Raw genomic sequence first — 12578 nt, forward strand, 5'->3', positions numbered from 1 at the left:
ACTGACCGTATCGCTACGCCGAACTATATATATCTATATATAGGTGCCGGCCTTGTTGTTCTCTGCCTCCATGGTCGGCTTGCGGCGGGGTGGTGCCCATTGGACGTAAGTCTATGAACGCCCCTGTCAAAGACCCGACGAAAGGCGAAACGGGTTACGCGAGTAATGTGGTCCTAAGGCTGAAGCGGAATTTTTTTGACGAGATGAGCATGCCTGAGCACACCGACATCCTGAGCGACGCCGAGCGTGAGGCCTTGGCCGTGGTAAGTGCGCCTGTGGCGCCCAGGCCGTTGGTGCTGATCGTTGATGACAATCCGGTGAACAGCGAGGCCCTGGGCTATTTCCTGAAAAGCAGGGGTATCGACAGCATGATCGCCGATGGTGCCCAAGAGGCATTATGGAAGCTGCACTGGGAGCCGAGGATCGCACTGATGATCACGGATCTGCGCATGGAGCCCTGGGACGGGATCGACTTGATCCGCCAGGTAAGGGAGTCGAAGTGGGCAGCGTTGTCGATCATCGTGGTGTCGGGCGACACCGATGTGAAAGAGGCCGTGGACGTGATGCACCTGGGGGTGGTGGATTTCCTGCTCAAGCCGGTGGACCTGGGCAAGCTGCTGGAACTGGTGAAGAAGGAATTGAAAATAGAGTGATGCACAAAGGGGCTGCTTTGCAGCCCATTCGCGGCACAAGGCCGCTCCTACAAGGGTTATGCGTTCCCCTGTAGGAGCGGCCTTGTGCCGCGAATGGGCCGCAAAGCGGCCCCTTGCGGTTTACAGCCCGTTACGCGCCTTGAACTCGCGGCGACGGCGGTGCAGCACCGGCTCGGTGTAGCCGTTCGGCTGCTTGCCACCTTCCACCACCAACTCTACAGCCGCCTGGAACGCGACGTTGTCGTCGAAGTTCGGCGCCATCGGGCGGTACAGGGCGTCACCGGCGTTCTGCTGGTCGACCACCACGGCCATGCGCTTGAGGCTTTCCAGCACCTGATCCTGGCTGACCACGCCATGGCGCAGCCAGTTGGCCAGCAACTGGGCAGAAATGCGCAGGGTGGCACGGTCTTCCATCAGGCCGACGTTGTTGATGTCCGGCACCTTCGAGCAACCCACACCCTGGTCGATCCAGCGCACCACGTAGCCGAGGATGCCCTGGGCGTTGTTGTCCAGCTCGTTGCGGATTTCTTCGTCCGACCAGTTGGTGTCGGCGGCCAGCGGGATGGCGAGGATGTCGTCCACCGATGCCGGGGTACGCGAGGACAGCTCACGCTGGCGCGCCTGCACGTCCACCTTGTGATAGTGCAGGGCGTGCAGGGTGGCGGCAGTCGGCGACGGCACCCAGGCGGTGTTGGCACCGGCCAGCGGGTGGGCGATCTTCTGCTCAAGCATGGCAGCCATCAGGTCGGGCATGGCCCACATGCCCTTGCCGATTTGCGCACGGCCTTGCAGGCCGGTGGCCAGGCCAACGTCGACGTTGTTGTTCTCGTAGGCACCGATCCACTTCTCGTTTTTCATGGCGCCTTTGCGCACCACGGCGCCGGCTTCCATCGAGGTGTGGATTTCATCGCCAGTGCGGTCGAGGAAACCGGTGTTGATGAACGCCACGCGCTCGGCGGCAGCCTTGATGCAGGACTTGAGGTTGACCGTGGTACGGCGCTCCTCGTCCATGATGCCGACCTTGACGGTGTTGCGTGGCATGCCCAGAAGGTCTTCGACCTGGCTGAAGATTTCGGCGGCGAAAGCGACTTCTTCCGGACCATGCATCTTCGGCTTGACGATGTACACGCTGCCGGTGCGGGTGTTCTTGCGGCTGGTGTTGCCGTTGAGGTTGTGCAGGGCGATCAGGTTGGTGAACAGGCCGTCCTGGATACCTTCGGGGATTTCGTTGCCCTGGGCATCGAGGATCGCCGGGTTGGTCATCAGGTGGCCAACGTTACGCACGAACAGCAGCGAACGGCCGTGCAGGGTCACGCTGCCGCCATTGGGCGCGGCGTACTCGCGGTCCGGGTTCATGGTGCGGGTGAAGGTTTTGCCACCCTTGCTCACGGTTTCGGCCAGGTCGCCTTTCATCAGGCCCAGCCAGTTGCGGTAGACGATAACCTTGTCGTCGGCGTCGACGGCGGCAACCGAGTCTTCGCAGTCCATGATGGTGGTCAGTGCCGATTCCATCAGGATGTCTTTCACGCTGGCGGCGTCGGTGCTGCCAACCGGGGTGTTGGCATCGACCTGGATTTCGAAGTGCAGGCCGTTGTGCTTGAGCAGCACGGCGGTTGGTGCGGCGGCGTCACCGTGGAAGCCGATGAGCTGGGCGTCGTCACGCAGGCCGCTGTTGCTGCCGCCTTTCAGGGCAACAACCAGCTTGCCGCCTTCGATGCGGTAGCCGGTGGAGTCGACGTGCGAGCCGGCAGCCAGTGGCGCAGCCTCGTCGAGGAAGGCGCGGGCGAAGGCGATGACCTTGTCGCCACGGACCTTGTTGTAACCCTGGCCTTTTTCGGCGCCGCCTTCATCGCTGATGGCGTCGGTACCGTACAGGGCGTCATACAGCGAACCCCAGCGTGCGTTGGCGGCGTTCAGGGCGAAGCGGGCGTTCATTACCGGCACCACCAGCTGCGGGCCGGCCATGTGGGCGATTTCTTCGTCCACGTTCTGGGTGGTGGCCTGGAAATCGTCGGCTTGTGGCAGCAGGTAGCCGATTTCCTGGAGGAATGCTTTATAGGCGACGGCGTCGTGGGCCTGGCCTTTGCGTGCCTGATGGTAGGCGTCGATCTTGGCTTGCAGCTCGTCGCGCTTGGCGAGCAGGGCTTTGTTCTTTGGAGCGAGGTCATTGATGATCTTCTCTGCACCCGCCCAGAACTGCTCGGCGACGATGCCGGTCCCGGGGATGGCTTCGTTGTTCACGAAGTCGTACAGGACCTTGGCGACCTGAAGGCCACCGACTTGAACGTATCCAGTCATTGCTTGCCTCACTCTGCTCAGCTATTTCGCTCTTCTGTATTAAGCCTGTAGCGCTTCTCTAAACACGGCACCAGTGCGTGCCCCCGGGTTGTACCGGGCGCGGCTGGGTGCGGCTTGCCAGACGGGCCGGCAGGCAGTGTGCGTATTTTCACAGGCGCCTTGGCAGACATCCAAACGACGTTTTGTAGTCCGCGCCACGGGATACTACATGAAGCAGTAGGCGGGGCAAAATCAGACTAAAAGCGCCGTTATGCGACCCGTTGGTCGCGTATGGTCACGCTGGGAGTGGGTATGTTCGCAAAAAACAGGTGGATTGTTCCAGATAAATCTTGAAACAGTACACGATTCGTTGTGCTGGCCGCCCTGCGGCAGGTTGCCGCGCCTTGCCTATACTGAGTCGATCCCCCGATTTTCTGCCGCCGGGCGCGGTCCGACACGAGGAAGGGCTTGTGGATCATCTTGTACTGACTGTTATCGCCCCTGACAAGGCTGGCCAGGTCGAACGCATTGCCCAGTGCATCGCCGACCACAGTGGCAACTGGCTGGAAAGCCGCATGTCGCGTATGGCCGGGCAGTTTGCCGGCATCCTGCGGGTGGCGGTGCCGGCTGAGAATTACGCTGAACTGGTGGCATCGTTGCAGGGGCTGGCCCGGTATGACATTCGCGTGCTGATTGCCGAGAGCGGCATCGAGCCGTCGTGTACCTGGAAGCCGATTGCCATGGAACTGGTGGGGAATGACCGGCCGGGGATCGTGCGGGACATTACCCGGTTGCTGGCGGATCTTGGGGTGAACCTTGAGCGGTTTACCACTGAGGTGCGGCCGGCACCGATGAGCAGCGAGCCGCTGTTTCATGCCGATGCATTGCTGGCGCTGCCGTTGACCCTTTCGCTGGATGAACTGCAGCAGAAGCTGGAGAGCTTGGCGGACGATTTGATGGTGGAGTTGCAGTTGCGGGCGGAGGATTGATTCGGGATCGTCGGGGCCGCTTTGCGGCCCATTCGCAGCACAAGGCTGCTCCTACAGGGAATTGCATAACTCCCGTAGGAGCAGCCTTGTGCTGCGAACGGGCTGCATCGCAGCCCCTTGCGGTTATCCCGATATCACGGGGAAGGCCCTGTGGATAACCTGGGGGTGTACCTCTCTACCCCAGGCCCTCTGTGCCCTGCGCAGTTTTGATCAAAAAACACCCAGTAATCAGTAGCTTGTGCACAAAGCAGGGGGACGAGGGTGTGGATAACCTTTGGAGATGTCGCTGCAGGCCAAGAACCGCATGGCCTGCAGAGTTTTGATCGTTTTTTGATCAGCTGCGCTTGCGCAAATTCATCCACGCATCGACGCTGTAGATCGCCAAACCTGCCCAGATGAACATGAACGCCACCAACGTGCTCGACGACAAATGCTCATCGAACAACAGCACTGCCTGCAGCAATACCAGCGTCGGCGCCAGGTACTGCAGGAAGCCCAGGGTGGTATATGGCAGGTGCCGGGCCGCAGCGTTGAAGCACACCAGCGGTATAAGCGTCACCGGCCCGGCCGCCATCAACCACAGTGCTTCGCTGCTGGTGTAAAACGCCCCCTGGGCACTCATCGCCGCCGGGTGCAGTAGCAGCCAGCCAAGGGCCAGCGGCACCAGCATCCAGGTTTCCACCACCAGGCCCGGCAATGCCGCCACTGGCGCCTGTTTGCGAATCAGCCCGTAGAAGCCGAAGCTCAGCGCCAGCACCAGCGACACCCAAGGCAGGCTGCCTACCTGCCACACCTGCTGGGCTACGCCTACGGCGGCCATGCCCACCGCCAGCCACTGCAGGCGGCGCAGGCGCTCGCCAAGAATCAGCATGCCCAGTACCACATTGATCAGCGGGTTGATGTAGTAACCCAGGCTGGCTTCGAGCATGCGGCCGTTGTTTACCGACCACACATAGGTCAGCCAGTTACCCGCAATCAATGCTCCGCTCAGCGCCAGGATGCCCAGCCGGCGTGGGTTGTCGCGCAGTTCGCGCCACCAGCCCGGGTGTTTCCACACCAGTAGCAGCAGCGAGCCGAACAGCGCCGACCAGAGCACCCGGTGGACAATGATCTCGACCGCCGGGACGTTCTGGATTGCCTTGAAATAGATGGGGAACAGGCCCCAGATGATGTAGGCGCTCAGGCCCAGGATGTACCCGCGACGCGGGTTTGCGGCGTGCATGCAGAATCCTTGCTTAGGTAGCTAAATAAAGCGACGCCTATTGTAGACAGACGTAGGCATGCTTCTAGAACAATTTCAGCGGTGCTTCATCCAGCGCGGCCATTTGTTCGCGCAAGGCGAGAATCTGGTCCCCCCAGTAGCGGGGTTGGCCGAACCACGGGAAGCTGGGCGGGAACGCCGGGTCGCTCCAGCGCCGTGCCAGCCACGCGCTGTAGTGAAGCTGGCGCAGGGCGCGCAGGGGCTCGATCAGGGCCAGTTCGCGCGGATCGAAGTCGTGGAACTCGTTGTAGCCGTCGATCAGCTCGGCCAGTTGCCCCAGGCGCTCCTCGCGGCTGCCGGCCAGCATCATCCACAGGTCTTGCACCGCCGGGCCCATGCGGCAGTCATCGAGGTCGACCACGTGGTACACCTCGTCACGGTGCATCAGGTTGCCGGGGTGCAGGTCGCCGTGCAGGCGGATCAGCTGGTGCGGTGTGCGTGCGTAGATATTCTCGACACGTTTTAGCAGGTCGCGGGCCACGGACTCGAAGGCGGGCAACAGTTCGCGAGGGACAAAACCACCGTCCAGCAGGGTGTTCAGCGAGGCGTGGCCGAAGTTGTCCACAGCCAGGGCCTCACGGTGCTCGAATGGTTTGGTGGCGCCCACGGCATGCAGGCGGCCGAGCAACTGGCCAAGGCGGTAGAGCTGGTCGAGGTTGCCCGGCTCCGGAGCGTGGCCGCCGCGGCGCGGGAACAGAGTGAAACGGAAGCCCTGGTGCTCGAACAAGGTGCGGCCGTCGTGCTGCATCGGCGCAACCACCGGCACCTCGCAGTCGGCGAGTTCGGCGGTGAAGCTGTGTTCTTCGAGGATCGCCGCATCGCTCCAGCGGCCTGGGCGGTAGAACTTGGCGATCAGCGGCTGTGCGTCTTCGATGCCCACCTGATAGACGCGGTTCTCGTAGCTGTTCAGTGCCAGCACCCGGGCGTCGCTGAGAAAGCCGATGCTTTCCACTGCGTCCAGGACCAGGTCGGGGGTGAGGGTGTCGAAGGGGTGGGACATGGTGACTCCGGAGGGTAAGCAGCGTGGGGCCATGGTAACGCGTTATGCCTGTACCGGCCTCTTCGCGGCTAAAGCCGCTCCCACAGGTTTTGTGACATGTCTCAGGCGGCGTGTTCCCTGTGGGAGCGGGTTTACCCGCGAACCGCGCTAAAGCGCGGCCAGGCTATGCAGGAACTCCAATCAGTACATAGGACGGATGAAACTGCACTCGCACCGCACTGTCCGCCGCCACCTGCTGCCCAGCCAACCAATCCGCCTCGGCGATGGCACACAACGTCTGCCCATTGCCCAACGCCAGCCGCACCTCACTGGGCCCCTCATCCTCTGCCAACACTTCTTCCACGGTTGCACTCAAGCAGTTGCTGCCCGCGTCGGCTGCCTCCCCCTCCGCCAGCAACCGTACCCACCCCGCCTTGAGCAGCGCCACCACCGTCGTCCCCAGTGTCAGCTCCAGCCGCGCGGTGCTGTCATGGGTGATCAGCGCATCAATCTCCAGCCCACCGCCCAATGCCAGGCTGACGCGGTCATACCGGCCCTCGCGGCGCAGGCCGCTGACCTGGCCCTGGAGCTGGTTGCGCGCACTGGTACGTAGCATCAGGCGACCGAGCAGGTCGAGGTCGCTGGATTCTTCGGCGGCCTCAAGAATTTCCGCCTGCAGGGCCTGCAACCTTTGATACAGACGCAACACCCGCTCGCCTTCCGGCGACAAACGCGCACCGCCACCGCCACGGCCACCGGTGCTGCGTTCTACCAGCGGCTGGCTGGCCAGGTTGTTGAGCTCGTCTATGGCATCCCAGGCCGCCTTGTAGCTGACACCCGCAGCCTTCGCGGCGCGGGTGATCGAGCCTTGTTCGGCAATGTGCTGCAGCAGGGCGATGCGCTGGGGGCGGCGGGCGATGTGCTGGGTAAGCAGGGTGGGTAGGGGCATGGGCATTGAGTCGTTGTAGGTGAAGGTCCTGAAAGCGGATTGTGGAGGACTGCGCAGGGTCATGCATACCCCGGCTTGGGCGTGCGCGCCAGGCAATACACATCTACCCGCCGCGCTCCGGCCTTGCGCAGCACCTCGGCGATGGCCTGCGCGGTGGCACCGGTGGTGCACACATCATCGACAATAGCGACATGTTTGCCCGTCAGTTCACCCGAGAGCGCAAACGCTTGTCGCAAATTGCGCCGCCTTGCCCGGGCATCCAGCTTTTGCTGCGCAGGCGTCTCGCGCGTGCGCAGCAACAATCGCTCATCGCACGTTAGCCCAAGTTGCGTAGACAACCACCGCCCCAGCATCCCGGCCTGGTTGAACCCGCGCTCGCGTAGTCGACGCTTGGCCAAGGGCACAGGCAACAGCAGGTCAGGGCGGGGTAGGCCTTCTGCAAAGCGATGCAGCAGCCCATACCCCAGCAGTTCGGCCATCAAGCGCCCCAAAGGCCATTGACGATTGTGCTTGAAGCGGCTGATCAACGTGTCCACCGGAAAACCGAAATGCCACAACGCAATGACCTGTTCGAACGCCGGCAAGCGGCGGGAACACTGGGCGCAGATCAGGCCGGCCATCGGCAAGGGCAGGGCGCATTGCAGGCAGTGATCGCCCAGCCAAGGCAGTTCCTCCTCGCAGGCGATGCACATCGGGTAGGCCTGATCGGCAGGCTCGTCACACAATAAACACATTTGATTAATAAGTGAGCACTTGTAAACCAGTCTTTTCCAGTGTGGTTGACAGTTCATGGGCCTTCCGTAACTATGCCAGCTATCCGTGATGCGCTTGTGGGCTTTCCTGTCCCGGCGCCAGCTACAGCCTAAACAAGGAAACGCCGATGAGCGCCAGCACAACTGCAACAACACGTCACGACTGGTCCCTGGCCGAGGTCAAGGCGCTGTTCCAGCAACCGTTCAATGACTTGCTGTTCCAGGCGCAGACCGTGCACCGCGCGCATTTCGACCCTAACCGGGTGCAGGTTTCGACCCTGCTGTCGATCAAGACCGGCGCCTGCCCGGAAGATTGCAAATATTGTCCACAGTCCGGCCACTACAACACCGGGCTGGAGAAACAGAAGCTGATGGAAGTGCAGAAGGTGCTGGAGGAGGCTGCCCGCGCCAAAGCCATCGGTTCCACCCGCTTCTGCATGGGCGCGGCGTGGAAGCACCCGTCTGCCAAAGACATGCCTTACGTGCTGGAGATGGTCAAAGGGGTGAAGGCCATGGGCCTGGAAACCTGCATGACCCTCGGCAAGCTCGACCAGGAGCAGACCGCAGCCCTGGCCCAGGCTGGCCTGGATTACTACAACCACAACCTCGACACCTCGCCGGAGTTCTACGGCAGCATCATCACCACCCGCACCTACAGCGAGCGCCTGCAGACCCTGGCCTACGTGCGCGATGCGGGGATGAAGATCTGCTCCGGCGGCATCCTGGGCATGGGCGAATCGCTGGACGACCGCGCCGGCCTGCTGATCCAGTTGGCCAACCTGCCCGAGCACCCCGAGTCGGTGCCGATCAACATGCTGGTCAAGGTTGCCGGCACGCCGCTGGCCGAGGAAGAGGACGTCGACCCGTTCGATTTTATCCGCATGCTGGCCGTCGCCCGCCTGTTGATGCCCAAGTCGCACGTGCGCCTGTCCGCCGGCCGCGAGCAGATGAACGAGCAGATGCAGGCCCTGGCGTTCATGGCGGGTGCCAACTCGATCTTCTACGGCGAAAAACTGCTGACCACCGCCAACCCGCAGGCCGACAAGGACATGCAATTGTTCGCACGCCTGGGCATCAAGCCCGAAGCGCGTGAAGAGCACGCCGACGAAGTGCATCAGGCGGCCATCGAGCAGGCGTTGGTTGAACAGCGCAGCAGCGAGATGTTCTACAACGCTGCCTCGGCCTGACATGGCCTTCGACCTGGCGGCGCGCCTGGCCGAACGGCGCGCCGCAGACCTGTATCGGCAGCGGCCACTGCTGGAGAGCCCGCAGGGGCCGGAAGTGGTGGTCGACGGCCAGCGGTTGCTGGCCTTCTGCAGCAACGACTACCTGGGCCTGGCCAACCACCCCGAAGTCATCGCCGCCTGGCAGGCCGGTGCCGAGCGCTGGGGTGTCGGTGGCGGTGCCTCGCACCTGGTGGTCGGCCACAGCACGCCGCACCACCAGGTTGAAGAAGCGTTGGCCGAACTCACTGGCCGCCCGCGCGCGTTGCTCTTCTCTACGGGCTACATGGCCAACCTGGGCGCCATCACCGCGCTCGTGGGGCAGGGCGATACCGTACTGCAAGACCGCCTGAACCACGCCTCGCTGCTGGATGGCGGGCTGCTCAGCGGTGCACGCTTCAACCGCTACCTGCATAACGATGCGGCCAGCCTGGCCAGCCGCCTGGACAAGGCGGTCGGTAATACGCTGGTGGTGACCGATGGTGTGTTCAGCATGGACGGCGACCTGGCCGACCTGCCGGCACTGGCCGATGTCGCTCGCGCCCGCGGTGCCTGGCTGATGGTCGATGACGCCCATGGTCTGGGCACACTCGGCGCACAGGGCGGCGGCATCGTCGAGCACTTCGGCCTGAGTGTGGATGACGTACCGGTGCTGATCGGCACGCTGGGCAAGGCTTGCGGTACTGCGGGTGCCTTTGTTGCCGGCAGCGAAGAGCTCATCGAGGCGCTGGTGCAGTTCGCCCGCCCTTACATCTACACCACCAGCCAGCCACCGGCGCTGGCCTGTGCGACGCTCAAGAGCCTGGAACTGTTGCGTCACGAAACCTGGCGCCGCGAGCACCTGGCGGCGTTGATTCGCCAGTTCCGCGAAGGCGCACAGCAGATCGGGCTGGCGTTGATGGACAGCCCGACGCCGATCCAGCCGATCATGATCGGCGACAGCGCACAGGCCCTGCGCCTGTCGCGCATGCTGCGCGAGCGCGGCTTGCTGGTAACGGCCATCCGCCCACCCACCGTGCCGGCGGGCGGCGCACGCCTGCGGGTGACCCTGAGCGCCGCGCACAGCGAGGCGCAGGTGCAGCTATTGTTGAATGCATTGGCCGAGTGTTATCCACAGTTGGAGAACGCCGATGCGTAATCGTCTTGTATTGCTGCCCGGCTGGGGCCTGGGCACTGCCTCACTGGAGCCGCTGGCAGCCAGCCTGCGCGCCCAGGATGCGCGCTTGCAGGTAGAGCTGATGCCCCTGCCGGAATTGGACCACAGCGATGTGCAGGCTTGGGTCGACTACCTGGACCGCAAGGTGCCCAGCGATGTCTGGCTGGGTGGCTGGTCGCTGGGTGGCATGCTGGCCAGCGCGCTGGCGCACCAGCGCGGCGACCACTGCTGTGGCCTGCTGACCCTGGCCAGCAACCCCAGCTTCGTCGCCCGGCCAGACTGGCCCCACGGCATGCCCGAAGACACCTTCGGCACCTTCCTCGACGGCTGCCGCAGCCATACCCAGGTCACCCTCAAACGCTTCCGTACCTTGTGCAGTGATGGTGCCCAGCAGCCACGTACGTTGCTGCGCCAACTGGGTGTCGGGGTGCCGGAGACCGACCCGCTGTACCTGGCAACCGGCCTTGAGGTGCTGGCCAAGCTCGACACCCGCGAAGCACTGCAGGCATATGCCGGCCCGCAATTGCACCTGTTTGCCGGCAGCGATGCGCTGGTGCCGGCAGAGGCAGCCAAGGCGTTGAGCGAGCTGCTGCCGGATGTGGAAGTGGGCCTGGTCGAAGACAGTTCCCACGCGTTCCTGCTGGAGTACCCGCAGGAGCTGGCGGCGGGCATCAAGAGTTTCCTGCATGAGAGTGGCGATGACTGACCTTTCCCGTCCGACCCTGCCCGGCGCATTGCCCGACAAACGCCAGGTGGCGGCTTCGTTCTCCCGCGCTGCGGCCAGCTACGACAGCGTGGCGGCCTTGCAGCGCGCCGTAGGTTTGAACCTGCTGGAGCAGTTGCCGGCCGGCTTGCAACCCTCGCACTGGCTGGACCTGGGCAGCGGAACCGGCCATTTCAGCCGAAAACTGGCCGAGTGTTTCGCACAGGCCAGCGGTGTGGCAGTGGACATCGCCGAAGGCATGCTGCGCCACGCGCGGGATGAACAAGGTGGGGCGCACTACCACGTGGCCGGTGACGCCGAGCGCTTGCCGCTGCGCGATGCCAGTGTCGACCTTGTGTTCACCAGCCTGGCCGTGCAGTGGTGCGACCAGTTCGCCTGTGTGCTTGCAGAGGCGTTGCGAGTACTGCGCCCGGGTGGCGTGCTGGCTTTCAGCAGCCTGTGCGTGGGTACCCTAGGCGAGTTGCGTGCCAGCTGGCAGGCCGTGGATGGCCTGGTGCATGTGAACCGCTTCCGCCGGTTCGAGGATTACCAGCGCCTGTGTGCCGGCAGCGGCTTTGAACAACTTGGGCTGCAGCGCTGCCCGCATGTGCTGCACTACCCGGATGTTCGCAGCCTCACCCATGAGCTGAAGGCACTGGGCGCGCACAACCTCAACCCGGGCCGCCCTTCAGGCCTCACCGGTCGGGCCCGCATGCACGGCCTGTTGCAGGCCTACGAAGCATTTCGCCAGCCTGAGGGGCTGCCAGCCACCTATCAGGTGGTCTATGGTGTGTTGCGCAAGCCACAGGCGTAAGGGGAGCGAGATGAGCCAGGCCTATTTCATTGCCGGTACCGATACCGATGTCGGCAAGACCACCATCGCCGCCGGGCTTTTGCACGCGGCGCGCTTGCAGGGCATGAGCACTCTGGGTGCCAAACCGGTGGCCTCCGGCTGCACCATGACACCGAAGGGCTTGCGCAACAGTGATGCCCAGGCGCTGATCGACGAAAGCACGATCAAGTTGCCATACGAGCAGGTCAACCCGTTTGCCTTCGAGCCTGCCATTGCCCCGCATGTGGCGGCGCGTGAGGCGGGGGTGACGCTGGCTGTTCCGGAGTTGCTGGCGGCAATGCGCAATGTGCTGCAACAAAATGCCGATTTCACTTTGGTCGAAGGGGCCGGTGGCTGGCGTGTGCCGCTGTCGGGCCTGGAGAACCTTTCCGACCTCGCCGTTGCCCTGCAGTTGCCGGTGATTCTTGTTGTGGGGGTGCGGTTGGGTTGCATCAGCCATGCCTTGCTCAGCGCCGAGGCGATCGAGCGGGATGGGCTGCAATTGGCCGGGTGGGTGGCGAACATCATCGAGCCCCGTACTTCGCGTCTTGAAGAGAACCTTGCCAGCCTGGCAGAGCGCTTGCCTGCGCCTTGCCTTGGGCGGGTGCCCAAACTGAAGCAAGCCAGTGCCGATATGGTGGCTGAGCATCTGCAACTGGATCTGCTGGATTAGCCTTTCCCAGCCCCGGCCCTATCGCCGGCAAGCCAGCTCCCAGAAGGGTTACGTGGTACCTGTTGGAGCTGGCTTACCGGCGATAGGGCCGGTGCAGGAATACCCAAGGCCTATCAACTGGCACCAGGCCA

12 protein-coding genes are annotated in these 12578 nt (G+C 63.4%); 7 read left to right on the forward strand and 5 right to left on the reverse strand.

Annotated elements, in window-relative coordinates; translation table 11 throughout:
- Positions 1 to 113: 113 nt before the first annotated feature.
- Positions 114 to 653, forward strand: a complete 540-nt coding sequence (locus E8E78_RS01965; RefSeq protein ID WP_049274987.1) for a response regulator — start codon at positions 114 to 116, stop codon at positions 651 to 653.
- Between the two features lie 120 nt (positions 654 to 773).
- On the opposite strand, the gene E8E78_RS01970 is transcribed toward E8E78_RS01965, so the two are convergent.
- Positions 774 to 2951 (reverse strand): malate synthase G, encoded by a 2178-nt coding sequence (locus E8E78_RS01970; protein ID WP_049275375.1) that lies wholly within the window; start codon positions 2949 to 2951, stop codon positions 774 to 776.
- A 449-nt stretch (positions 2952 to 3400) separates the two neighbouring features.
- Between E8E78_RS01970 and E8E78_RS01975 the strand changes: the two genes are divergently transcribed.
- On the forward strand, positions 3401 to 3919 hold the full coding sequence (locus E8E78_RS01975; protein WP_049275374.1) for an ACT domain-containing protein: 519 nt from the start codon (positions 3401 to 3403) through the stop codon (positions 3917 to 3919).
- 334 nt (positions 3920 to 4253) lie between these two features.
- Here the strand turns inward: E8E78_RS01975 and rarD are convergent, their stop codons facing one another.
- From rarD to E8E78_RS01995, 4 genes are all read right to left on the reverse strand, one after another.
- Complete coding sequence (gene rarD, locus E8E78_RS01980) at positions 4254 to 5141, reverse strand: EamA family transporter RarD (protein ID WP_016497665.1); 888 nt, start codon at positions 5139 to 5141, stop codon at positions 4254 to 4256.
- Between the two features lie 64 nt (positions 5142 to 5205).
- The gene (locus E8E78_RS01985) at positions 5206 to 6180 is read right to left on the reverse strand and encodes a serine/threonine protein kinase (RefSeq protein WP_280312503.1); all 975 of its coding nucleotides are present in this window, start codon (positions 6178 to 6180) and stop codon (positions 5206 to 5208) included.
- 163 nt (positions 6181 to 6343) lie between these two features.
- Entirely contained in the window at positions 6344 to 7108 is a 765-nt protein-coding gene (locus E8E78_RS01990) for a TOBE domain-containing protein (protein WP_049273792.1), read from the reverse strand.
- Positions 7109 to 7167: 59 nt separating this feature from the next.
- Complete coding sequence (locus E8E78_RS01995) at positions 7168 to 7899, reverse strand: ComF family protein (protein ID WP_049273795.1); 732 nt, start codon at positions 7897 to 7899, stop codon at positions 7168 to 7170.
- An 89-nt stretch (positions 7900 to 7988) separates the two neighbouring features.
- On the opposite strand from E8E78_RS01995, the gene bioB reads away from it, so the two are divergent.
- Genes bioB through bioD form a run of 5 tightly spaced genes read left to right on the forward strand, consistent with a single transcriptional unit; the run spans position 7989 to position 12447 of the window.
- Positions 7989 to 9047: a biotin synthase BioB gene (gene bioB / locus E8E78_RS02000; protein ID WP_016497669.1), complete on the forward strand. Its 1059-nt coding sequence runs from the start codon at positions 7989 to 7991 to the stop codon at positions 9045 to 9047.
- Between the two features lies 1 nt (position 9048).
- Positions 9049 to 10221, forward strand: coding sequence for an 8-amino-7-oxononanoate synthase (gene bioF, locus E8E78_RS02005; RefSeq protein ID WP_016497670.1), 1173 nt, complete (start codon positions 9049 to 9051; stop codon positions 10219 to 10221).
- Positions 10214 to 10945 carry an alpha/beta fold hydrolase gene (locus tag E8E78_RS02010; protein ID WP_049273797.1) on the forward strand — a complete coding sequence of 244 codons (732 nt, stop codon included), beginning with the start codon at positions 10214 to 10216 and terminating at the stop codon, positions 10943 to 10945. Before bioF ends, E8E78_RS02010 begins: the two co-directional genes overlap by 8 nt.
- Positions 10938 to 11756, forward strand: coding sequence for a malonyl-ACP O-methyltransferase BioC (gene bioC, locus E8E78_RS02015; protein ID WP_280312508.1), 819 nt, complete (start codon positions 10938 to 10940; stop codon positions 11754 to 11756). Before E8E78_RS02010 ends, bioC begins: the two co-directional genes overlap by 8 nt.
- A 10-nt stretch (positions 11757 to 11766) precedes the next feature.
- A complete protein-coding gene (gene bioD / locus E8E78_RS02020) occupies positions 11767 to 12447 on the forward strand; it encodes a dethiobiotin synthase (RefSeq protein WP_019472548.1) in 681 nt (226 codons plus the stop codon).
- Positions 12448 to 12578 lie beyond the last annotated feature (131 nt).

The organism is Pseudomonas sp. BN505 (assembly GCF_029873175.1).
GTDB lineage: Bacteria > Pseudomonadota > Gammaproteobacteria > Pseudomonadales > Pseudomonadaceae > Aquipseudomonas > Aquipseudomonas putida.